General features: G+C 69.2%; 17 protein-coding genes. 12 read left to right on the forward strand and 5 right to left on the reverse strand.

The genetic code is table 11. The features are described 5' to 3' along the window. Positions 1 to 7 precede the first annotated feature (7 nt). Together QO010_RS03165 and QO010_RS03170 are read right to left on the reverse strand one after the other, a co-directional pair. The gene (locus tag QO010_RS03165) at positions 8 to 1,375 is read right to left on the reverse strand and encodes a M48 family metalloprotease (protein WP_307345825.1); all 1,368 of its coding nucleotides are present in this window, start codon (positions 1,373 to 1,375) and stop codon (positions 8 to 10) included. Positions 1,376 to 1,589: 214 nt separating this feature from the next. After that, positions 1,590 to 4,367 (reverse strand): Rne/Rng family ribonuclease, encoded by a 2,778-nt coding sequence (locus QO010_RS03170; protein WP_307345828.1) that lies wholly within the window; start codon positions 4,365 to 4,367, stop codon positions 1,590 to 1,592. Positions 4,368 to 4,825: 458 nt separating this feature from the next. Between QO010_RS03170 and QO010_RS03175 the strand changes: the two genes are divergently transcribed. The 3 genes from QO010_RS03175 to prfB all read left to right on the forward strand — a co-directional run bounded on the left by QO010_RS03175 (position 4,826) and on the right by prfB (position 9,978). Continuing rightward, positions 4,826 to 6,001 (forward strand): N-acetylmuramoyl-L-alanine amidase family protein, encoded by a 1,176-nt coding sequence (locus QO010_RS03175; protein WP_307345831.1) that lies wholly within the window; start codon positions 4,826 to 4,828, stop codon positions 5,999 to 6,001. Between the two features lie 159 nt (positions 6,002 to 6,160). After that, a complete protein-coding gene (locus tag QO010_RS03180) occupies positions 6,161 to 8,587 on the forward strand; it encodes a penicillin-binding protein 1A (protein WP_307345833.1) in 2,427 nt (808 codons plus the stop codon). A 268-nt stretch (positions 8,588 to 8,855) separates the two neighbouring features. Further along, positions 8,856 to 9,978, forward strand: a protein-coding gene (gene prfB, locus QO010_RS03185; protein ID WP_307345835.1) for a peptide chain release factor 2 whose coding sequence is annotated in 2 segments (ribosomal slippage) — positions 8,856 to 8,924 and positions 8,926 to 9,978 — 1,122 coding nt in all. Because the reading frame shifts where the segments join, the coding sequence is not laid out codon by codon here. Between the two features lie 170 nt (positions 9,979 to 10,148). Here the strand turns inward: prfB and QO010_RS03190 are convergent. The 3 genes from QO010_RS03190 to QO010_RS03200 form a co-directional block, all read right to left on the reverse strand. Further along, positions 10,149 to 10,628 (reverse strand): bactofilin family protein, encoded by a 480-nt coding sequence (locus QO010_RS03190; protein ID WP_307345836.1) that lies wholly within the window; start codon positions 10,626 to 10,628, stop codon positions 10,149 to 10,151. Beyond that, a complete protein-coding gene (locus tag QO010_RS03195; RefSeq protein WP_307345839.1) occupies positions 10,609 to 11,760 on the reverse strand; it encodes a peptidoglycan DD-metalloendopeptidase family protein in 1,152 nt (383 codons plus the stop codon). Before QO010_RS03195 ends, QO010_RS03190 begins: the two co-directional genes overlap by 20 nt. 268 nt (positions 11,761 to 12,028) lie before the next feature. After that, positions 12,029 to 12,493, reverse strand: coding sequence for a peroxiredoxin (locus QO010_RS03200; protein WP_370873705.1), 465 nt, complete (start codon positions 12,491 to 12,493; stop codon positions 12,029 to 12,031). Between the two features lie 180 nt (positions 12,494 to 12,673). Here QO010_RS03200 and QO010_RS03205 point away from each other — a divergent pair, with 180 nt between their 5' ends. The 9 genes from QO010_RS03205 (at position 12,674) to nirD (ending at position 23,623) form a co-directional block, all read left to right on the forward strand. Next, the gene (locus QO010_RS03205) at positions 12,674 to 13,252 is read left to right on the forward strand and encodes an ANTAR domain-containing response regulator (protein ID WP_307345844.1); all 579 of its coding nucleotides are present in this window, start codon (positions 12,674 to 12,676) and stop codon (positions 13,250 to 13,252) included. Beyond that, positions 13,249 to 14,352: a CmpA/NrtA family ABC transporter substrate-binding protein gene (locus tag QO010_RS03210; RefSeq protein ID WP_307345846.1), complete on the forward strand. Its 1,104-nt coding sequence runs from the start codon at positions 13,249 to 13,251 to the stop codon at positions 14,350 to 14,352. The genes QO010_RS03205 and QO010_RS03210 overlap by 4 nt, the downstream gene beginning before the upstream one ends. Positions 14,353 to 14,950: 598 nt before the next feature. Then, complete coding sequence (locus QO010_RS03215) at positions 14,951 to 16,276, forward strand: alginate export family protein (protein WP_307345849.1); 1,326 nt, start codon at positions 14,951 to 14,953, stop codon at positions 16,274 to 16,276. Positions 16,277 to 16,298: 22 nt separating this feature from the next. Then, a complete protein-coding gene (locus QO010_RS03220; RefSeq protein WP_307345852.1) occupies positions 16,299 to 17,573 on the forward strand; it encodes a CmpA/NrtA family ABC transporter substrate-binding protein in 1,275 nt (424 codons plus the stop codon). A gap of 23 nt (positions 17,574 to 17,596) precedes the next feature. Further along, entirely contained in the window at positions 17,597 to 18,493 is an 897-nt protein-coding gene (gene ntrB, locus QO010_RS03225) for a nitrate ABC transporter permease (RefSeq protein WP_370873706.1), read from the forward strand. A gap of 14 nt (positions 18,494 to 18,507) precedes the next feature. Continuing rightward, the gene (locus QO010_RS03230) at positions 18,508 to 19,308 is read left to right on the forward strand and encodes an ABC transporter ATP-binding protein (protein WP_307345855.1); all 801 of its coding nucleotides are present in this window, start codon (positions 18,508 to 18,510) and stop codon (positions 19,306 to 19,308) included. A gap of 239 nt (positions 19,309 to 19,547) precedes the next feature. Beyond that, a complete protein-coding gene (locus QO010_RS03235) occupies positions 19,548 to 20,786 on the forward strand; it encodes a nitrate/nitrite transporter (protein ID WP_307345857.1) in 1,239 nt (412 codons plus the stop codon). Between the two features lie 3 nt (positions 20,787 to 20,789). Next, positions 20,790 to 23,255: a nitrite reductase large subunit NirB gene (gene nirB, locus QO010_RS03240; RefSeq protein WP_307345859.1), complete on the forward strand. Its 2,466-nt coding sequence runs from the start codon at positions 20,790 to 20,792 to the stop codon at positions 23,253 to 23,255. Between the two features lie 50 nt (positions 23,256 to 23,305). Continuing rightward, on the forward strand, positions 23,306 to 23,623 hold the full coding sequence (gene nirD, locus QO010_RS03245; RefSeq protein WP_370873720.1) for a nitrite reductase small subunit NirD: 318 nt from the start codon (positions 23,306 to 23,308) through the stop codon (positions 23,621 to 23,623). The last annotated feature ends 1 nt before the right edge of the window (position 23,624 follow it).

Consider the following 23,624-nt stretch of genomic DNA (forward strand, 5'->3'; position numbering starts at 1 on the left):
TCCCGGGTCAGGTCGAGCCGTCTCGGGCCAGGGCCCGCAGATCCTCGTCGGTGGGGTCGGAGGCCAGGATGATGTCGGTGGCCCGGCGCCAATAGATGCTGTCCTTGGGGAATTCCTGCCGCGCCCGGATGGCGAACTGGCGGGAGTTGGCCAGGGCTCCCATGACGAAATACTGCTCGGCGGTGGCCAGTTCGGCCTGACCCTCGTCGCCGTCGCGGGCATAGGCCAGCGCCAGCAGCCGCCAGGCTTCGGCGTTGTCGTCCTCCGAGAGCAGGGCCCGCTTCAGTTCGGCGACGCCCTCGGCCCGCTTGGCCTTGTCGTCCAGGTTGGTCAGGGTCTGGCCCAGGTTGATGCGCAGCAGGGCCGCATCCGGCTTCAGCTCGACCGACTTGCGCTGCGGGGCCTCGGCCTCGGCGATGCGGCCGTATTCGAACAGGATCTGGCCCTTGAGCTCGTAGAGGTAGGGGTTGTTGGGCTGCTCGGTCAGCATGACCTCGATCATCTTCAGCGCCCGATCCGGCTCGCGGGTCTGGTAGTAGGCGATGGCCCGGGCGTAGCGGGCCGGGAAGCTGGGGTCCTTGTCGCTGTATTTGCGCAAGGACAGCGAGGGGTTCATGAAGCCGTCGATCTTGGCCTTCATGATCTGGAACTTGGCGATGGCCTCGGGGCTGTCCTTGACGCCGTAGTGGGGCAGGGCCTCGATCTTGGCGCGCAGAGCCTCGATGCGGTCCGAGGACAGCGGGTGGCTGCGGAAGAAGGGATAGCGGCGCGATTCGTCGAGCACTTCCTGGTAGCGGAACTTGTCGAAGAAGGTGACCAGGCCCTCGGCGGACATGCCGGCGGCTTCCAGGAAGCCGACCCCCGCCTGGTCGGCGCGGGATTCCTGCTCGCGGCTGTAGGTCAGGGCGCCCAGGGTGCCGAAATAGCCGCTGTTGCCGATCAGGGCCGCGCCGGCGTCGGGGGCGCCCAGGGCCATGGCCAGCACGCCCAGCCCCATGGTCAGCAGCATGGGCTTCAGGCCCGCCCGGGTCATCTCGCCCGAGCGCACCGGGTGGCCGCCGGCCAGGTGGCCGGTTTCGTGGGCCATGACCCCGATCACCTCATTGGGCGTATCGGCCTGCAGGATGGTGCCGGTGTTGAGGCCCAGCATCAGGCCCTGGGTGGCGAAGGCGTTGATGGTCGGATCGCCCACCAGCAGGATGCGCACCCGCTTGGGGTCCAGCTTGGCGACCACGAAGATCGGATCGACCTCCTCGTGCAGGGTTTCCTCGATCTCGGTATCGCGCAGCAGCGAGGGGCCGCGCTCCTGGCTCTGGGCGAAGGCGGGTGTCAGGGGGGCCAGCAGCATCGAGCCGACGGCCAGGGCGCTGATCATGGCCCGAATCGATTTCAACCCGAGTGGCTTGAGGGCGGAAGAGGTGCGCAGGGTCATGCCAGCTCGAAACTCCGGTTCACGCGGACGAGCCTACCCCAGACCCACCGCGAACGCCCGCCGGTTCTCTCCAGCCGGGAAGGCTAGCTGGGGGCAAACTAACGGCGGAAGCAAGGCAAGGCGATCCCCGGAACCGAGGATCGCCTTCCTCTAAAGACTATCGACGCCACCAGCCCTTCTTGGGCTTTTCGGGTGGGGCGAGGATTTCGGCGGGGTCGGGGACGACCGCGACCGGTTCCGGAGCCGGCTTGGGCGCGGCGACCGGTTCGGGCGCGGGCTCCGGTTCTGGCGCGGCTTCGATCACCGGCTCGGGCGCCGTTTCGAGCACGGCCTGAGGCGCGGCGGCCTCGATAAGCGCTTCCTCGGCGGCGGGCTTGGCCTTGGCGCGGCTGCGGCGCTTCTTGGGCGCGGCCTCGTCGGGGGCGGGCAGTTCGACCCAGATGTCGGCCGGCGGCGCGCTGGAGACCGGCTCGGTCAACGGCGCTTCGACCAAGGCCTCTGCGACGGGGGCCTCGGCGCTCGGCTCGAGGACGGGGCGGGGATCGCCCCGGCCACGGCCACGGCCACGGCGGCGCGAACCTTCACCCTCGGCGCGCTCGGGGCGTTCCGGGCGCTCAGCGCGCTCGGCCGCTTCCGGCGCTTCGGTGCGTTCAGGCCGCTCGGTGCGCTCGGTACGGGGACCGCCCCCGCCTTCGAGATTGGCCGGGTCGTGCCAGACGAACACGTCGTTGTCGAAGGGCACGCGCGGGCGGGTCCAGTGGAAGCCGTCGGCCGGCTTGGTTTCGTCACGGCCGCGACGACCGCCGCGGCGGCCCCGGCGGCGGCGGCGGCCGGCTTCGTCATCGCCCTCGGCGTCTTCATCGTTGGCGGGGGAGGGGGCGCGGGCTTCGGCGCCGGCGTCGATCTCGGCCGGGCCGTCCTCACGGCGCGGACCACGGCCACGGCGGCGGCGGCCACGGCGGCCGTTGCGGTCGCCCCCATCGTCTTTGAAGTCACGGCCCTCACGGGCTTCGCGCGGCTCGCGGTCATGGGATTCGCGCGGCTCGGTCTGGTCGCCGTCGTCCTCGAGGACCTCGATGGCTTCCTCGTCCTCATCGGCGTCGACATCGTCCTCGACGTCCATGTCGGCGTCGTCGGCGGGGTCGTAGGAGACCTTGGCCAGGGCCGGCAGGGCCTCGACCGGGTGCAGGCTGCGCTCGCCGCTGACCGTGCGGTCGATCTCGTGGGCGACATGCTCCAGGTGATCGTCGACCACGACGGTGACATAGAGGCCGTGGGCCTGGTGCACCCGGGCCAGATAGGCCCGCTTCTCATTGAGAATGTAGAGGCCGACGTCGCGCGGGACCTTCAGGGTCACCTCGCCGCCGCCCTGCAGGGCCTCCATCTCCACCGCCCGCAGCGCCGCCAGGGCGGACGATTCGGTCGAGCGGACGCGGCCCTGCCCCTGGCAGTGCTCGCAGACATGGGTGGTGGCTTCCAGCACGCCCGAGCGGCGGCGCTGGCGACTGATCTCCAGGAGCCCGAAGCCGGAGATGCGGCCCATCTGGATGCGGGCGCGGTCGTCCTTGATGCTGTCCTTGAACTTCTTCTCGACCGCCCGGTTGTTCTTCGACTCTTCCATGTCGATGAAGTCGATGACGATCAGGCCGGCCAGGTCGCGCAGACGCAGCTGGCGGGCGGCCTCCTCGGCCGCCTCCATGTTGGTCTTCAGGGCGGTGGCTTCGATGTTCCGCTCGCGGGTGGCGCGGCCGGAGTTGACGTCGATGGCGACCAGCGCCTCGGTCTGGTTGATGACCAGATAGCCGCCCGAGCGCAGCGGCACGTTGGGCGAATATATCTGGGAAAGGTGGTTCTCGACCTTGTGGGCCACGAACAGCGGCGTGGCCTCACGGTAGGGCTGCACCTTCTTGGCCTGGCTGGGCATCAGCATGCGCATGAAGTCGCGCGCCTCGCGGAAGCCGGCCTCGCCCTCGACGAAGACGCCGTCGATATCCTTGTCGAAGAGGTCGCGGATGGCCCGCTTCACCAGGTCCTCTTCCTCGTAGATCAGCGCCGGGGCGATGGAGTGGAGGGTGGTCTCGCGGATGTTTTCCCACAGGCGCAGCAGGTAGTCGTAGTCGCGCTTGATCTCGACCTTGGTGCGCTTGGCGCCGGCGGTGCGCACGATAAGCCCCATGCCCTTGGGCACGGCCAGGCTCTGCACGACCGTCTTCAGGCGCTTGCGGTCGGTGGCGGCTTCGATCTTGCGCGAAATGCCGCCGCCCCGGTCGGTGTTGGGCATCAGCACGCCGTAGCGGCCGGCCAGGGAGAGGTAGGTGGTCAGGGCCGCGCCCTTGTTGCCGCGCTCTTCCTTGACGACCTGGACCAGCATGATCTGCCGGCGGCGGATCACTTCCTGGATCTTGTATTTGCGCATCAGCCGGCGCCGGCGGCGCTCGACCTCTTCTTCCATGTCGTCGTCGTCGTCGGACGGGGCGCTGCGGCGGGGCGCGTCGTCCTCGTCTTCATGGTGCTGGGCGTTCTCGGCGGCTTCCGATTCGGAAATCTCCTCGCCTTCCAGCACCGCTTCCGGCGGCGCCTCGACAGCGGCGGCGCGCGAGCGGCCGTTGCCCCGGCCACGGCCACGAGCCGGACGTTCGTCCTCGTCGTCTTCCAGCGCCTCGCGCATCAGCGCTTCGCGGTCGGCGACCGGGATCTGGTAGTAGTCGGGGTGGATTTCGTTGAAGGCCAGGAAGCCATGGCGGTTGCCGCCATACTCGATGAAGGCGGCCTGCAGGCTGGGTTCAACCCGCGTCACCTTGGCGAGATAGATGTTCCCGCGAAGCTGTTTCCTGTTTTGGCTCTCGAAATCGAAGTCTTCTACCCGGGTTCCGTCAATGACGACGACGCGCGTCTCCTCCGGGTGAGCGGCGTCGATAAGCATTCTCTTGGTCATGTAACCATTCTCCGCGGCGCCCTTGGAGTGTGAACTCCGGTCGCCTGCCTGTTGCTGGGGCGCGCGTCACGTCGACCAGCCGTCGGCCGCAAGCGGCGGAGACGATGGGCTGGAATGTGAGAACGTGGGCGCTGCCCATGAGGGTTGTTTGTTCTTCTTGTCGGACGCGCCGGGAAGGCGCGTGAAGCGGATATGAGCGTCTTAGCCAGAATTGGCGGGGCCTGACGCCGGCCCTTGAAATCTCTGCGCGTAGAAGTCGCCATCCAATCGCGGCGACCGGCGCGCGGGCGGACATTACGCCGAAGCGGGGTCAAAAGGAAAGGACGGAACGGCGCCGGCGCAATTGACGCGGTCCATGCCTATAAAACTTAAGCGCTATTAACGCTTTCGCCACCTCCCGCCGCCTATGGTCAGGGTTCGAGTAAGAACCAAAGAATTTGGGGTAGTGGGTGATGGGCTTGAGGGCCGCCGGAGCCGGAAGGCGCTGGACGCTGGGGACGATCGCGGCCGTTGGGCTGGCGATCGCCGCGGCGGCGGTCGGACTCAGCGCCCAGGGCGCCCCGCCGCCCGAGCTGCTCAAGGTCCGCCTGGGCGGCGACATGACCCAGACCCGGGTCGTAGTCGATCTGCAGAAACCCGTCAGCGGTAAGCTTCTTTCCGACGGCGCGGCCGACCGCCTGGTGGTCATCGGCCTGCCGGACGTCAGCGTCGGTCTCGACATGGAAGGGACCGGCCAGGGTCTGGTCCAGAGCTGGTCCGTCGAGCGCAAGGGCGGTCAGGCGCGACTCAAGATCGCCTTGCTGCGCGACGCCGTCGTCGCCCGCCGTTTCCTGTTGCCGCCCGGCGACGGAGTGAAGACCTATCGCTATGTCATCGACCTGCAGGGACGCGGTCCCGCCCCGCCGATGAGCCAGGTCGCGGCCGCCGCCCCGATGGCGCCGACCCGGATCAAGGCTCCGGCCCCCGCGACCCGCAAGGTCATCGTCATCGACGCCGGTCATGGCGGCAAGGACCCCGGCGCCGCCGGCGACCGCAGCCGCGAGAAGGACATCAACCTGGCCGCCGCCAGGGCGCTGAAGGTCCGGCTGGAGCGCTCGGGCCGCTATCGCGTGGTCCTGACCCGCAGCGACGACACCTTCGTGCCGCTCGAGCAGCGGGTGGCCATCGCCCGTAGAGCCCAGGCGGACCTCTTCATCTCGCTGCATGCCGATTCCGGGCCCGAGACGGCCCAGGGCGCCAGCGTCTACACCCTCTCCGAAAAGGGCGAGCGACGGGTCGGCCAGGTGCTGCGCCGCGACGACCAGCTGTTCAACATCAACTATGGCAGCCCCACGGTGGGCCAGATCCTGCTCGACCTGACCCAGCGCTCGACCAAGAACCGCTCGGCGGGCTTCGCCGAGCTGATGCTGGACCATATCTCGACCTGCGCCCCGCTGCTGCGCCGCAGCCACCGCGACGGCAGCCTGGTCGTGCTGCTGGCCCCCGACGTGCCGGCCGTGCTGCTGGAGATGGGCTTCATCACCAACGACGCCGACGAACGCCGCCTGATCGACCCGGCCGGCCGCCGGCGGATGATGGACGCCGTCGGCGATTCCATCGACGCCTGGTTCGCCGCCCGGCCGATGGCGGGGTAGGGGCTACGCTCCCTACGTCTTGCCGCCCCAAGGGGACGAGGAGAGAGCGGAGCACTGTCCGACGTAGGGTTGGGTCCCCTGTGCCCCCATTCCCACACCCGCCCGTGAGACGCCGCACCGCAATTGGCGCCCGGCCCGATGCAGGCTAGATCGTTCGGCATGGCGAAGTCCGGATTCCTCGAGCGTTGGCCCATTCTCAATCCGCCGGAGCGGTGGGTGGCGGTTCTGGGGATTTCCATCTTCAGCACCGTGGCCCTGGCCGGTTTCGCCATCGCCATCTATGCCGCCTGGCTGTTCCACGACATGCCCGACGCCAGCGACCTGGTCGACTACCGCCCGCCGACCGCCACGCGCGTCTATGCCTGGGACGGCACCCTGATCGGCGAGTTCAGCCGCGAGCGCCGCATCTTCGTGCCCTATGACAACGTGCCGCCGCAGCTGGTCCAGGCCTTCCTGGCGGCCGAGGACCACAACTTCTTCACCCACAGCGGCGTCGACGTGCAGGGCCTGGGCCGGGCCATGGCCAAGAATGTGCTCAACGCCGTGCAGGGCAAGCGCCTCGAAGGCGGCTCGACCATCACCCAGCAGGTGGCCAAGAACGTCCTCTTGACCAGCGACGCCACCGTCGGGCGCAAGCTGAAGGAAGCCATCCTGGCCCGCCGCCTGGAGCAGACGCTCAACAAGCAGCAGATCCTGGAGCTGTATCTCAACGAAATCTGGCTGGGCTACCGCTCGTACGGGGTGGGCGCGGCGGCCTACAACTATTTCGGCAAGTCGCTCAATGACCTGACCCTGGCCCAGTGCGCCTTCCTGGCCTCGCTGCCCAAGGGGCCGGACAACTATCACCCGATCCTGCACAAGGCGAACGCCATCGGCCGGCGCAACTGGGTGCTGGGCCAGATGGCCGAGATGCGCTGGATCACCCAGGCCCAGGCGCAGGCGGCCATGGCCGAGGACCTCAAGGTCCAGGCCGCTCCCTCGCGCGCCAAATACAAGGACGCCGACTATTTCGTCGAAGAGGTCCGCCAGCGCGGCCTGCAGACGCTCGGGCCCCGCCTGACCGAGGGCGGCTACTACATGCGCACCACCCTGGACCCCAAGCTGCAGACGGCGGCCCGGGAAGCGCTGATGGACGGGCTGGAGAACTACGACCATCGCCATGGCTGGCGCGGCGCCTGGGGGACCACCACCCTGGCTCCGGGATGGGAAAAGGCGGCGCTGGTCAAGAAGCCGCCGTCCGAGCGGCGCGACTGGCATGCGGCCATCGTCGAGTCCGTCGACGGCGGGGTGCGGGTGCGTCCAGCCAAGGATCTGCCGCCGGGCGTTCTGGCCGGCGAGGATGTCGCCTGGGCGCGGGCCGGCAAGGGCCTCAATGTCGGCGACCTGGTGTTCGTGGCGCCCAGCGACAGCGGCGCCTACCGTCTCAAGCAGGTGCCGCTGGTCAATGGCGCGATCGTGGCCATGGAGCCGCAGACCGGTCGGGTGCTGGCGATGGTCGGCGGCTACAGCTTCTCGCTCAGCAACTTCAACCGCGCCACCCAGGCGATGCGCCAGCCCGGCTCGGCCTTCAAGCCGATCGTCTATGCGACGGCCCTGGAGAACGACTTCACCCCGGCCAGCATCATCACCGACGCCCCGATGAACCTCAAAGGGGCCAACGGCGAGACCTGGAGCCCGGAGAATTACTACAAGAAGTTCTATGGCCCGCAGCCGATGCGCAGAGGCCTGGAGCTGTCGATCAACGGCATGACCGTGCGGCTGGCCCAGGACACCGGCATGGTCAAGGTCCGCGACATGGCCATCAAGCTGGGCGTCGTCGACCAGATGGAGCCGGTGCTGGCCATGGCCCTGGGGGCGGGCGAAACCACGCCGTTCCGCCTGACCGCCGCCTACGCCTCGTTCGTCAACGGCGGGCGCAAGATCCAGCCGCACCTGATCGAGTTGGTCGAGAACCGTGAGGGCGAGGTCATCTACCAGGCCGACAAGCGCGCCTGCCAGCCCTGCAAGGCCGCCTTCAACGGCGATGAGGGCCCGCGGCTGATCCCGACCGGCGAGCAGGTCATGGACCCGATCACCGCCTATCAGATCACCTCCATGCTGCAGGGCGTGGTCCAGCGCGGCACGGGCGCGGCGGTCAGTTCGCTGGGCTATCCGCTGGCCGGCAAGACCGGCACCACCAACGAATATCGCAGCGCCTGGTTCATGGGCTATTCGCCCAACCTGGTGGTCGGGGTGTTCGTGGGCTTCGACGACAACCGCTCGCTCGGCGAGGGCGAGACCGGGGCGCAGGACGCCGTGCCGATCTTCATCTCGTTCATGAAGGTGGCGCTGGAGGGCAAGCCCAAGACCGACTTCACACCGCCCAAGGACGCCAAGTTCATGACCGTGGCCGGCGTCCGCGAGGCCTTCAAGCCGGGCAGCGAGCCCAGGGGCCCGAGCGGCCCGGCGGCGCCCAAGCCCGAGGGCCCGGTGCTCTACAACCAGGCCTGGCCCGACGGCAAGCTGAAGGAAGACCAGGCCCCGCCGCCGCCCACCAAGCCGCCGCCCAAGCCGAAGATTCCGGACGATCTGACCGGATTGTACTAGCCGGCGCCGGGACGTGGCTTCTGCCGGAAGGATTCAACCACGAACAACACGAACAACACGAACGGGTCCGCGCTGAACGCAGCCAAATGGCCGAAGGCCGATCTTGAGATCGAGGACCCTTCGGGTCGGCCCAAGGTTGGCGAGGTCCCGTTCGTGTTGTTCGTGTTGTTCGTGGTCAATTCTTAGGGCGATGGCCGCCCCAACCACCTCTGGCATTTAAACCCGAGGCAGTCTATCTGCCGCTCCCTGACGTGATTGGAGTATTTTCATGAGACCGGATGTCGAGGCCGCCAAGGCCGACATCGAGCAGACCATCGGTCTGCTCAGGAGGCGTCTTTGACTGGGAACCGGCCCTAAGGAAGCTCGACGAGCTGGACGCCAAGTCCGAGGACCCCACCCTCTGGGACCGCCCCACCGAAGCCCAGGCCCTGATGCGCGAGCGCCAGCAGCTGGCTGACCGGGTCGGCGCGGTGAAGAGTCTGGAGCGCGAGCTCAACGACGCCCTCGAATACGCCGAGATGGCCGACGCCGAGAGCGACGAGGAGTCGCTGAACGACGCCCGCCAGCAGCTGGCCGGCCTGCGCGCCCGCGCGGCCCGGGCCGAACTGTTGGCCCTGCTGTCCGGCGAGGCCGACGGCAACGACTGCTATGTCGAAATCAATTCCGGGGCCGGCGGCACGGAGTCCTGCGACTGGGCCAACATGCTGCTGCGCATGTATTCCCGCTGGGCGCAGGCGCATGACATGTCGGTCGAGATCATCGAGGAAACCGGCGGCGACACCGCCGGCATCAAGTCGGCCACCCTGCAGGTCAAGGGCGCCAACGCCTATGGCTGGCTGAAGACCGAGGCCGGCGTCCACCGCCTGGTCCGCATCAGTCCCTACGACTCCAGCGCCCGGCGCCATACCAGCTTCGCCTCGGTCTGGGTCTATCCGGTGGTCGACGAGACCATCGAGATCGACATCAACCCCTCGGACGTCCGCACCGACACCTATCGGGCCAGCGGGGCAGGGGGCCAGCACATCAACAAGACCGACTCCGCCGTCCGCCTGACCCACCTTCCCACCGGCATCGCCGTGGCCTGCCAGACCGGGCGGTCACAGCACCAGAACCGGGATGAAGCGTGGAAGATGCTGCGGGCCCGGCTCTACGAGGCCGAACTGCAGCGCCGCGAAGCCGCCGCCCAGGCCATCGAGGACCAGAAGACCGACATCGGCTGGGGCCACCAGATCCGCAGCTACGTCCTGCAGCCCTACCAGATGGTCAAGGACCTGCGGACCAACGTCGAAACGTCGGACACCGACGGGGTGCTCGACGGCGACCTGGACGAGTTCATGGGCGCGGCCCTGGCGCAGCGGGTCGGGGCCACGCGGGACGCGGTCGAGGGGTAGGTCTTGAGAACCCTTCCTCCTCGATGGAGGAAGGGCAGGGTTGGTGGTGCGCGCTCGGGGATGAGGGGACGAACTCAGGGTGGCGACCACGCCTCCCCGAGCGTTTCCGGGCACGCTGTGCCACCACCACCATCCCCAACCCTTCCTCCATCGAGGAGGAAGGGAGCTTTTTAGGACTGCGGCGTAGACGTCGGGTTCGGGTTCGCCACCGGCGCGGCCTGCGGGGCCGGGGTCGGGGCGGCAGGCCGCTGGAACTTCAGGCTGCGCCCCTGGAAGAACGCCCCGGTTTCCATGGCCAGCTGCTCATGGGTGATGTCGCCGTCGATATAGCTGGTGCCATACAGCCGCACCTGCTTGGCGGTCACGGATCCCACGACCCGGCCGCGAATCTCGGCGGCCTCGGCATAGACCGAGCCCTCGATATGGCCCGTCTCGCCGACCGTCAGCCGGCCGACGCGGACATCGCCGCGCACGGTGCCGTCGATCTGCAGTTCGCCGTCGCCGGCGACGCCGCCCTCGATGGTGATGCCGCTGGAGATCAGCGAGGCGACCTTGGGCTTGGGGCGGGCGGCGTCCGTCGCCGTCAGCGGCGGCGGCTCGGGAGCCGCGGCGGGCTTGGGCGGAGTCTTGTTAGTTGGCTTGCTGAACATATTCGCCGGCTCTCAGGAAACGATTGGGATTTTGGGGACGCCCCCCCACCCAGACTTCATAATGCAGATGCGGGCCGGTCGAACGGCCGGTGGAGCCCATCGAGGCGATCCGCTGGCCGATGGCCACCCGCTGGCCGACGCGCACACTGATCACGGCCAGGTGGCCGAACCGGGTCTTGAAGCCGTTGCCATGGTCGATCTCGACCGTATTGCCATAGCCCGAACGCACGCCGGTGAACGACACTACGCCAGGGCCGGGCGAAAAGATGGCGGTCATCATCGGACCGGGGAAGTCCAGGCCCTGGTGGAAGGCGGGCCGCCGGGTGAAGGGGTCGAACCGCACGCCATAGCTGGACGAGACGGCGCCCACATTGGTCGGCTTGCCGAACGGCAGGCCGCGGGCGGCGACGGTCAGGCTGCGCATGGCGCCCATATTGGCCGAGGCGTTCTGGATGCGGGCGGCGAAGTCCTCGTCCACGTCCAGGATGGCCGCCAGGGCGCGCGGGTCCTTGGCGTCGATCAGCGGGCCGCCCAGGCCCGCGCCGCGCGGGGTGTAGCTGTCGGGATTGAGGCCGGCCAGGCGGAAGGCGGCGCGCAGCCGCTCGGCCCGGGTCTTGGCGAAGGTCTCGGCCGCGTCGATCAGGCGGTCCTGATCCATGCGGGTGTCCTGGATGCGCTCCAGCGGGCTCTCGCTGCCCAGGCGCGGGCTGGCCGGGGCCAGGGCGGCCATGGCGCCGGGCGCGCTCTTGAAGTCGCTGAGCAGCATGGCCAGCGCGGCGTGGCGCTTTTCGATGGTGTTGGCCATCTCATCGATGTTGCCATTGCTGGCGGAGAGCTGGGCCACGGCGCTGTTCAGGCGCGCCTGGCGGTCGGCGTTGATGCGCTCGTAATAGGCTTTGAGCTTGAGCACTTCCTGGTCGTTGGCCCCGGCGCTGAGCGCGCTGACCATCATCGAGGCGGTGCAGATGCCCATCCACAGGGCGCAGAGGGCGACCAGGCCGGCAAAGGTGATCTGCTTGGCGGTGGAGAGAACAAAGGCCCGCATCTCGCCGCCGGACCGAACGTACAGGTGCCGTTCAGGGAACAGCTCCTCCAACGCCCATCGAATCCGCCGCAATTGCGTTAACGCCATAGCCCCCGAACCCACCACCTTTTTGTTGTGGCGATATGCGGCCAAGAGGGCGAAAAGCGCAAGGGTCTTCGCGCGTGAGGTGTGCGCGGAACGGCCATCTGGCCTCAAACGGTTAGAATTAACCCTGGCGCCAGTATTCCGCCAGCGTTTGAGGTGGAGTTCGGGGACTAATCCCTAACGGGCGAGGCCAATTTACAACACTGGGTAGTCGCCGGCGGCCCGGACCGGCCCGCCCAGGCCGTGTGGCCGAACGTCGCAATCCCAAACGCTATAAGGCCTGGGCCGCCGCCAGCACCGCCTCGACATGCCCCTTGACCTTCACCTTGCGCCAGATCTGCCGGACGATCCCGGCCTGGTCGATCAGGAAGGTCGACCGGTCGATCCCCATGTAATGCCGTCCGTACAGGGACTTCTCGACCCACGAGCCGTAGCGCTCGATCACATCGCTGTCAGCATCCGACCCCAGCTCCACCGTCAGCCCATGCTTGGCCCGGAACTTCCCGTGCTTGGCGGCGGTGTCCTTGGAGACCCCGATCACGGTGGCCCCGGCGGCCTCGAAGTCGGCCCTGGCCTGGGAGAAGCCGATCGATTCGGTGGTGCAGCCGGGGGTGTCGTCCTTGGGATAGAAGAAGAGGACGACCTTGCGGCCTCGGAGGGACGCGAGGGTGACACGGCCGGTGTCGGTGGGGAGGTCGAAGTCGGGGGCGGGGGAGCCGGGCTGGGGGTCTGACACGGGTAGGCTCCTTCGTCGGGTGTGGAACCCAGGCATAACCGATCAGATAGGCTTAGCGGAAGGCGCAGGCGCCCACCATGACAGCGCACGCTGGTCAATCGGCAGGCGTTTTCCAGACGTGATCGCCCGCGCGGGCGGATCGGCTGGGGAAGCGGGGCGGGGTGGGGTCTATCGGGGCCGATGCGCGTACTCATTATCGATCCTGATCCGGCCCGGGCCGCGCTGGTGGCCGAGGGGCTGGCCGGGCTGGAGCCGTTCGAGGCGCGGCATGAGGCCGTATTCGACGAGGCCCGAGCTGCGGCTTTCGCGCCCGATGTCGTGGTGGTGGCCGCCGACAGTCCCGACCGCGACACCCTGGAGAGCCTGCGCGAGGCCAGCCAGACCAACCCCCGGCCGGTGGTGATGTTCGTCGACCGCTCCGAACCGGGCCTGGCCGAGGAGGCCGTGCGGGCCGGGGTGGCGGCCTATGTCGTCGACGGCCTGGCGCCGGGGCGGGTGCGGGCAGTGCTGGAGGTGGCGATGAGCCGCTTTTCGCTGATGAACCAGCTGCGCCGGGACCTGGACAAGGCCAAGGCGGACCTGGCCTCGCGCAAGATCGTCGAGCGGGCCAAGGCGTTGCTGATGAAGGAGCGCGGGCTGGAGGAGGAGACCGCCTACCGCCTGCTGCGCAAGCTGGCCATGGACAAGGGCCGGCCGATCGGGGCCGTGGCGGGCGACCTGCTGGCCTTCGCCGGGGTGTTGAAAGGAGACGCCTCGTGAGCGCGCTGACCCTGGGCTTTATTCCCCTGACCGATTGCGCGCCGCTGGTCGTGGCCAGCGCCCTGGGCCTGTTCCGCGAGGAGGGGTTGGAGGTGACCCTGAGCCGCGAGGCCTCCTGGGCGACCGTGCGCGACAAGGTGGCCGTGGGCGCGCTGCACGGCGCCCACATGCTGGCCCCTATGGCCCTGGCCGCCGGACTGGAGGCCGGGCCATCGCCGCCGCTGATCGCGCCCCTGGCCCTGAACCGGGGCGGCAGCGGCGTCACCCTCTCCGCCGCCCTGGTCCGCGCGTTGCGGGAGGAGGGCCCGCTCGACGCCCGTGCCCTGGCCCGGCTGATCGCCCGCCGCGCGGCGGCGGGGTCGCCGCCCCTGACCTTTGCCGTGGTCTTCCCCTGGTCGATCCACAACTACCTGCTGCGCTACTGGCTGGCCCAGGCCGGGATCGATCCCGACCGGGACGTGCGGCTGGTGGTCACCCCGCCGCCGCGCATGGTCGAGCAGCTGCGCGGCGGCGCCATCGACGGGTTCTGCGTCGGCGCGCCCTGGAACGCGGTGGCGATGGCCGAGGGGATTGGCGAGCTGGTGTTGCACGGTTCGGCCTTCTGGGCCGGCGCGCCGGACAAGGTGCTGGGCGTGGCCGCCGGCTGGGCGGCGGAGCAGCCGGACGCGCTGCAGGCCCTGTTGCGGGCGGTGCTGCGGGCCGGGGCCTGGGCCGACGATCCGGCCAACCGGCCAGAGCTCATCGCCCTCCTGGCCCAGCCGGGCCATGTGGGGGCCGCGCCGGAGGCCATCGCCTTCGCCCTGAACGGCGAGCTGGTCTTCCAGCGCGGCGACGCCGCCTTCCCCTGGCGCAGTCAGGCCGCCTGGCTGCTGAGCCAGATGCAGCGCTGGGGCCAGGCCGGGCCGGACCTCGACGCGGCGGCGGTCGCCCTGGCCGTCTATCGCCCCGATCTCTACCGCACGGCCGCCGCCGCCCTGGACCTGGCCGCCCCGACCGTGGACAGCCGGCCGGAGGGGGCGGGCGGCTTCTTCGACGGCAAGGCCTTCGACCCCGCCCAGCCCCTGGCCTATGCGCGGTCCTTCGCGATCAATCGGCTCTAGAGCCTTTCCCATCTGAGATGGGTCTGGAGCCCTGGTCCTTACCCTTTGTTAGGCTGGCGGCTCCGCACATAGCCGCCCCATCCCCGGTTTCCCTGGCGAAGGCCAGGGTCCAAGCGGAGGGTCCAGAAAAGGCGCGGGCAGGGTGGCCAATCCCGCTTGGATCCTGGCCTTCGCCAGGAATCTCGGGAAGGGTAAACAAGGCCCGGCCACCGCCCTTGGTCAAACACCCCCGCCGGGCCTGGCCACGGGCCCTAGACCTCCTTTTCGAACCCTCCGCGCCCGGAACTTGTGCAGGGCGCGCCCGGCCATTGTGCAAATGCGAGATGAGATTGCCCTGGGGCGGCCCCGTTGAATTTCGCAGTTGCGAGATGACGGCGGCCTCCCGCTACTGACGGTGAGCAGGCGGGACAACGGCGTTCCGCGACGCCCCGAACGGGGCTCCGAGGGTCTGCTGAGACCCGCGGTTTTGGCGAAGGACAATGACGTCCGGTGCGGGGTTCACCCCCCGCCCGGGCGTTTTTTTATGCCTGAAAGGGGACGGGGAATGCGATCGGCCAAGCCGGTACTTGCAACGGGGGCCGCACTGACGGTCCTGATCATGGCGACCACCAGCCAGGCGCAGACCGCGCCGGACCCGGTCGCCCCACCCGGGGCGGAGACGCCCTCGGACGAGGCGCCCGAACCGCCGCCTCCGGAACCGCCCCCTCCCGAACCGCCTGCGCCGCCGCCGACCATCAGCGACGCCATCGGTGCGGGAAAGCTGATCTTCGAATCCCGCCTGCGCTTCGAGAGCGTCGACCAGGTCGGGCTGGCCAATACCGGCCAGGCCCTGACCCTGCGCACCCGCCTGGGCTGGGAGACCGGCGCCTGGCATGACGTCAAAGGGCTGGTCGAGTTCGAGGACGTCCGCCAGCTGGGCGCCGAGGACTACAATATCCAGGTCCCGGGCGTCGCCCCCAGCCTGAACGGCAAGACCCTCTATCCGATCATCAACGATCCGGAGGTCACCGAGCTCAACCGCGCCCAGCTGACCTGGAGCCCATCCAGCGAGCTTTCGATCACGGCCGGGCGCCAGCGCATCCTGATCGACGACCAGCGCTTCGTCGGCAATGTCGGCTGGCGCCAGGACGAGCAGACCTTCGACGCCCTGCGCGTCGACGCCGCCCGGGGCCGGCTGAAGGCAACCTACGTCTATGTCGGCCACGTCAACCGCATCCTGGGCGAGATGCGGGACTGGGACTCCGACAGCCAGCTGCTCAACGTCACCTGGGCCCTGGCCGAGCCGCTGAAGCTGCAGGGCTTCGTCTACGCCCTGGATTTCGAGAACAGCCCGGCCAATTCCAGCATTACCCGCGGGGCCAAGGCCTCGGGCAAGCTGTGGCTGGGCCTGGTGCAGTTGGCCTATAACGCCACCTACGCCCGCCAGAGCGACTACCGGGGGGCCACCGCCCCCTTCGACCTGGACTATCAGGGCGGCGACGTCGCCGGGACCTTCGACATCTACACCGTCAGGCTGTCCTACGAGTCGCTGGAGGGCAACGGCGTGCGGGGCTTCACCACCCCGCTGGCCACCACCCACGCCTTCCAGGGCTGGGCCGACGCCTGGGTCTCGCCCGCCGGCAACAAGAGCTTCCGCGACGGGCTGGAGGATCTGAACCTGACCCTGGTGGTCAAGCCGAGGTTCAAGTTCACCTACCTGTTCAACAGCGAGTTCACCGTCCGCTACCACGACTTCGACGACCAGCGCACCGGGGCGGACCTGGGCGGCGAGTGGGACCTGCAGGCCAGCGCCGCCCTCACCCCCAAGCTCACCCTGCTGGTCAAATACGCCGACTTCGAGCGGGAAAAGACCGTGCCCCTGGGCACGGCCGCCCCGCCGGCCTCGCGCACCAAGACCTGGATCAGCCTCGAATACCGGTTCTGAACCGAACCCAAGGACCCATGACATGACCACCCAATCCGGAATGACCCGGCGCGGCGCCCTGACCGCCGCCGCCGCCACCCTGGCCGCCGCCCGCGCCGCCTTCCCTGGCGGGGCCCATGCCGCCGGCCCCGGCCCCGAGGTCAGCAAGGCCAGGCTGGGCTTCATCGCCCTGACCGACGCCTCGCCGCTGATCATCGCCAAGGAGCGCGGCCTGTTCACCAAATACGGCCTGCCCGATGTGGAGGTGCTGAAACAGGCCTCCTGGGCCGCCACCCGCGACAACCTGGTGCTGGGCTCGGCGGCCGGCGGCATCGACGGGGCCCATATCCTGACCCCCATGCCCTACCTGATGACCACCGGGGCGATCACCGGCGGCCGGCCCACCCCGATGAACATCCTGGCCCGGCTGAACCTCAACGGCCAGGCCATCTCGGTCGGCAATGACCTCAAGGCCATCAAGGTCGGGCTGAACAGCGCCGGGGCCAAGGCCCGCTTCGCCCAGCTCAAGGCGGCCGGCAACATCGCCAAGGTGGCCATGACCTTCCGGGGCGGCACCCATGACCTGTGGGTCCGCTATTGGCTGGCGGCCGGCGGCATCAATCCCGATACCGACATCGCCACCATCGTCATCCCGCCGCCCCAGATGGTGGCCAACATGAAGGCCGGCACCCAGGACGTCTTCTGCGTCGGCGAGCCCTGGAACGGCCAGCTGGTCAACCAGAAGGTCGGCTACACCGCCTGCGCCACCAGCGAGATCTGGATGGACCACCCCGAGAAGTCCCTGGGGGTGCGGGCCGACTGGGTCGCCAAATATCCCAGAGCCGCCCAGGCCCTGACCATGGCGGTGATGGAAGCCCAGATGTGGTGTGACAAGATGGCCAACCGCCCGGCCATGTGCTCGATCGTCTCGGGCCGGCAGTATGTCAACGTGCCGATCGGCGACATCCTGCCCAGGCTGCAGGGGACCATCACCTACGGCGATGGCCGCGCCGTCTCCAAGTCGCCCCACTACATGAAGTTCTGGGCCAACAACGCCTCCTTCCCCTTCAAATCGCACGACCTGTGGTTCGTCACCGAGGACGTCCGCTGGGGCGGGCTGCCGGCCTCGACCAACAAGGCGGCCCTGGTGGCCAAGGTGAACCGTTCGGACATCTGGCGCGCCGCCGCCAAGGCGATGAGCGTTCCGGCTCCGGCCGGCGACAGCCGCGGCGTCGAGCGCTTCTTCGACGGCAAGGTCTTCGACCCCGCCAATCCCGGCGCCTACCTGGCCAGCCAGCCGATCAAGAAGCTGGTTTGATCCCCACAGCCCTGGAGACGTCCATGAGCGTTCCCGCGCCGAAGTTCGATCTGGACCTGCAGGTCCCGCCGCCGCCGGACCTGGCGATGGTCCATCCGTTGCCGCGCAAGGCGGGGGAGGGGCGTCGCCGGCTGGTCCAGGCGTTGGTCCGCATGGCCGGCGCCGTCGTCCCGCCGGTGGTGGTGCTGGCCCTGCTGCTGGGGCTCTGGCAGCTGCTGACCATGGGCCAGACCGGCGGCCTGCCGGCCCCGACCACGGTCTGGCTGGAGTCGAAGGACCTGATCCTGCACCCCTTCTTCGACCATGGCGGGGTCGATAAGGGCCTGTTCTGGCATGTGCTGACCAGTCTCAGCCGGGTCGGGGCGGGGTTCGGCCTGGCCGCCGTGGTCGGGGTGGGGCTGGGGGTGCTGGTCGGGGTCAATCTCTGGGCCCATCGCGGGCTGGACCCGATCTTCCAGGTGCTGCGGACCGTGCCGCCCCTGGCCTGGCTGCCGATCAGCCTGGCGACCTTCCGGGAAGCCCAGCCCTCGGCCCTGTTCGTGATCTTCATCACCGCCATCTGGCCGATCGTCATCAACACCGCCGCCGGGGTGCGCAACCTGCCCAGCGACTATGTCAACGTCGCCCGGGTGCTGCGGCTCTCGCCGGTGGAATACTTCCTGCGCATCCTGCTGCCGGCCACCACCCCGCACGTCTTCACCGGCCTGCGCATCGGCATCGGCATGAGCTGGCTGGCCATCGTCGCCTCGGAGATGCTGCTGGGCGGGGTGGGCGTCGGCTTCTTCATCTGGGACCAGTACAACTCGTCCCGCATCTCCGACATCGTCGTGGCCCTGCTGTGGGTGGGGATCACCGGCTACGCGCTGGACCGGCTGGTCGCCCTGGCCGGGCGGCTGATCTCGCGCGGCTCGGCGTCCTGAAGGGAGCATTGCCCATGACCAAAGCCTATCTCTCCATCGAAGCGGTCGGGGTCAGCTTCACCCGCGGCGCCGTCACCACCGAGGTGCTGCGCGAGGTCAGCCTCAAGGTCGACGAAGGCGAGTTCGTCTCGATCATCGGCCATTCCGGCTGCGGGAAATCGACCCTGCTCAATGTGGTGGCCGGGCTGGTCCCCGTCACTACGGGGGCGGTGATCCTGGATCGCGAGGCCGTCGAGGCGCCAGGGCCGGACCGGGCGGTGGTGTTCCAGAACCACTCCCTGCTGCCCTGGCTGTCGGTCTACGAGAACGTCGCCCTGGCCGTCGACAAGGTCTTCGCCGGCCGGAAGAGCCGGGCCGAGCGCCGCGACTGGGTGATGCACAACCTGGCCCTGGTGCAGATGACCCACGCCAAGGCTCAGCGGCCGTCCGAGATCAGCGGCGGCATGAAGCAGCGGGTCGGCATCGCCCGGGCCCTGGCCATGCAGCCCAAGGTGCTGCTGCTGGACGAGCCGTTCGGAGCGCTCGACGCCCTGACCCGGGCCCAGCTACAGGACCGGGTAATGGAGATCCACGCCCAGCTGGGCAACACCGTGCTGATGGTCACCCACGATGTCGACGAGGCGGCCCTGCTGTCGGACCGCATCGTGATGATGACCAACGGCCCGGCCGCCCGCATCGGCCAGGTCCAGCCGGTCGGTCTGTCCCGCCCGCGCCATCGGCTGGAGATCGATCGCGAGGCCGCCTTTCTCGACGCCCGCCACCAGGTCATCGCCTTCCTGCACGCTCGCCACGGCGCGCCGAGGGAGGCGGCTTGAGGAGGTGGCCTGACGGGCGCCTGCGCAACAGGCGCCGCCCTGCCTAAACGCCGGGCAATTGTGCGGCGCAGCATGATTGCACGGCCATCCCGCCCCGCGCCGCTGGCGTCGGGCGCGGCGATGGCGCCAATGGAGGACATGTCCACGGGCAATGGCGTCCGCGGCTGATCGAGACGGCCGCTCTGATGCGGTCAACCCCCGCGGCGCGGTCGCCGCTCTCGCTCATCCGAGGTTGCCCCATGTTGGATCGTTCGTTCCTGAAGGCGGGTCACGCCCCCACGCTGTTCGCCGCCTTTCTCTATTTCGATGTCAGCTTCATGGTCTGGGTCCTGCTGGGACCGCTGGGCGTGGCCATCGCCAAGACCTTCCATCTCGATCCCGGCCAGAAGGGCCTGATGGTCGCCGTGCCGGTGCTGTCCGGAGCGCTGTTGCGCCTGGTCGCCGGGGTGATGGTCGACCGCATCGGGCCCAAGCGCACCGGTCTTATCGGCCAGGCCATCGTGCTGGCGGGGCTGGCCGCCGCCTGGCTGCTGGGCCTGCACAGCTACAACCAGGTGCTGGTCCTGGGCCTGTTGCTCGGCGTCGCCGGCGCCTCGTTCGCCGTGGCCCTGCCGCTGGCCTCGCGCTGGTATCCCCAGGAACACCAGGGCCTGGCCCTGGGCATCGCCGGGGCCGGCAACAGCGGCACGGCGCTGGCCGCCCTCTTCGCCCCGCTGCTGGCCAAGGCCTTCGGCTGGAGCAATGTGATTGGCCTGGCCCTGATCCCGCTGGGCGTCGCCTTCCTGGTCTATCTGCTCATGGCCAAGGACGCCCCCGAGCAGCCCGCCCCCAAGCGCCTGGGGGAATATCTCGACGTGCTCAAGGTCCCCGACGCCTGGTGGCTGATGATGCTCTATGGGGTGACCTTCGGCGGGTTTGTCGGGCTGTCCTCGTCCCTGACCATCTATTTCAACAGCGAATACGGCATGGATCCGGTCAAGGCCGGCTTCTTCACCGCCGCCTGCGTCTTCGCCGGGTCCTTCGTCCGCCCGGTGGGCGGGGCCTTCGCCGACCGGTTTGGCGGGGTGCGCACCCTGATCGTGGTCTACGCCCTGGCGGCCCTGGGCCTGGCCGTGGCCAGCTTCCACATGCCCAGCGCCTGGCTGGCCCTGGGGGTGCTGCTGTTCAGCATGGCCGCCCTGGGCGCCGGCAACGGGGCGGTCTTCCAGCTCGCGCCTCAGCGGTTCCGCAAGGAGATCGGGGTGATGACCGGCCTGATCGGCATGACCGGCGGCATCGGCGGCTTCTATCTCGCCGCCTCGCTGGGCTACGCCAAGAAGCTGACCGGCAGCTACCAGCTGGGGCTGATGGGCTTCGCCATCCTGGCCCTCCTGGCCCTGATCGCCCTGACCGGCCTGAAGAACCACTGGCGTGCGGTCTGGCCCCAACTCGCTAGAGAAGATTTGGCGGCGGACGACGCCCAGCCGGTCCGGGTCTGACCCATGCCAGCCCCTCCCTCTCGCGAGCGTCTGGTCGTCATCGGCAACGGCATGGCCGGCTGCCGGGCGGTGCAGGAGGTGCTCCGGCGCGATCCCGATCGCTATGAGATCGTCATCTTCGGCGCCGAGCCCCGGGTGAATTACGATCGCATCATGCTCTCGCCGGTGCTGGCCGGAGAGAAGCGGTTCGAGGACATCGTCATCAACGACGAGGCCTGGTACCGCGACAACGGCATCCTGCTGCACAGCGGCGTGACCGTGGAGGCGATCGACCGCGAGGCCCGCACGGTCCACGCGGCCGGGGACCTGAGCGTCGGCTATGACCGGCTGATCCTGGCCACGGGCTCCGACCCGGTCCGCCTGCCGCTGCCGGGCGCGGAGCTGGCCGGGGTGGTCGCCTTCCGCGACCTGGACGATGTCCAGGCCATGGTGGCGGCGGCCGGGGAGGGCGGCCAGGCGGTGGTGATCGGCGGCGGCCTGCTGGGCATCGAGGCCGCCTACGGCCTGGTCCGGCGCGGCATGGCGGCCACCGTCGTGCATTTGATGGACGTCCTGATGGAGCGCCAGCTCGACGCCTCCGCCGGCTTCCTGCTGGAAGAGGCCCTGGCGGCGCGCGGGGTTGAGACGGTGCTGGGCGCCAGTTCCGAGCAGATCCTGGGCGAGGACGGCCGGGTCACCGGCCTGAAACTGACCGACGGCCGCATCCTGCCCTGCAGCCTGCTGGTCATGGCGGTCGGCATCCGGCCCAGCACGGGCCTGGCCAAGGCCGCCGGGCTGGACGTTGGGCGGGGCGTGCTGGTCGATGACGCCATGCGCACCTCCGACCCCCACATCTTCGCGGTCGGCGAGTGCCTGGAGCATCGCGGCCAGTGCTACGGCCTGGTCGCGCCGATCTGGGACATGTGCCGCACCCTGGCCCAGACCCTGACGGGCGATGAGGGGGCCTATGCCGGCTCGGTGCTGTCGACCCGGCTGAAGGTCTCGGGCGTCGATGTGTTCTCGGCGGGCGAGTTCGCGGGCGGCGAGGGCTGCGAGGACATCGTGTTCCGCGACGCCGGGCGTGGGGTCTACAAGCGGGTGGTGCTGCGCCAGGGCCGGGTGGCCGGGGCGGTGCTGTTCGGCGACGCCGCCGACGGCGGCTGGTATTTCGACCTGATGCGGTCGGGCGCCGAAGTTGGCGACATCCGCGAGACCCTGATCTTCGGTCAGGCCGCCACGGAGGGCCTTCGAGGACTGGACCCTAGCGCCGCCGTTGCCGCCATGGCCGACCAGGCCGAGGTCTGCGGCTGCAACGGCGTCTGCAAGGGAACCATCACCTCGGCCATCGCCGGCCAGGGCCTGGCCACGCTCGAGGCGGTGCGGGCGGCGACCAAGGCCTCGGCCTCGTGCGGCGCCTGCACGCCGCTGGTCGAGAAGCTGCTCAAACTGACCCTGGGCGACGGTTTCCAGGCCCAGACCGGGCCCAAGTCGGTCTGCGGCTGCACCGGCCACGGCCACGACCATGTCCGGCGGACCATCGTCGAGCAGGGCCTCAAGTCCATGCCGGCCGCCATGCAGGCGCTGGAATGGACGACGCCCGACGGCTGCGGGTCCTGCCGCCCGGCCCTGAACTACTACCTGCTCTGCGCCTGGCCCGGCGAATACCGCGACGACAAGCAGTCGCGCTTCATCAACGAGCGGGTGCACGCCAACATCCAGAAGGACGGCACCTACTCGGTCGTGCCCCGCATGTGGGGCGGGCTGACCAGCGCCGCCGAGCTGCGCGCCATCGCCGATGTGGTCGACCGCTTCGCCATCCCGACCGTCAAGGTCACCGGCGGCCAGCGCATCGACCTGCTGGGCGTCAAGAAGGACGACCTGCCCGCCGTCTGGGCCGACCTCAACGCCGCCGGCATGGTCAGCGGCCACGCCTACGCCAAGGGCCTGCGCACGGTGAAGACCTGCGTGGGCAGCGACTGGTGCCGGTTCGGGACCCAGGACTCCACCGGCTTGGGCGTGCGTCTGGAAAAGTTCATGTGGGGGTCCTGGACCCCGGCCAAGGTCAAGCTGGGCGTCTCCGGCTGCCCCAGAAACTGCGCCGAGGCGACCTGCAAGGACATCGGCGTGGTCTGTGTCGACAGCGGCTACGAGATCCATGTCGGCGGGGCCGCGGGCCTGCACATCCAGGGGACCGAGCTGTTGACCAAGGTGACGACCGAGCAGGAGGCCATCTGGGTCATCTGCGCGGTGACCCAGCTCTACCGCGAGGAGGGCTGGTACCTGGAGCGGATCTACAAATGGATGGCGCGGGTCGGGCTGGACCATATCCGCGCCCAGACCGAGGACCCCGACAGCCGCCGGACCCTCTACGACCGCTTCGCCTTCTCGCAGCGCTTCTCCCGCATCGACCCCTGGGCCGAACGGGTCGCCGGCCGCCACGCCGAGGAATTCACTCCGATGAGCCGCCGTATGGAGTTCGAGCCGACATGACCATCCATCTTCTCGAACCCCCGGTTCTGGAGCCCCCGGTTCTGGCGCCCATGACCTGGACCGATGTCGGGGCGGTCACCGACATCCCCCTGCGCGGCGCCCGGCGCGTGCCCACGCCCAGCGGCGATGTGGCGGTGTTCCGCACTGGCGATGGCGGCGTGTTCGCCCTCATCGACCGCTGCCCGCACAAGGGCGGTCCGCTCAGCCAGGGCATCGTCCATGGCCGGGCGGTGACCTGTCCGCTGCACGCCTGGAACATCGACCTGGCCACCGGCCAGCCCATGGGCGCCGACCAGGGCAAGGGTTGCGCCCCCGTCGCGCCGCTGCGGGTGGAGGAAGGCCGCATCCTGCTGGGCCGGCCGCGTTGAG

It is taken from the genome of Caulobacter ginsengisoli (assembly GCF_030814835.1).
GTDB lineage: Bacteria > Pseudomonadota > Alphaproteobacteria > Caulobacterales > Caulobacteraceae > Caulobacter > Caulobacter ginsengisoli.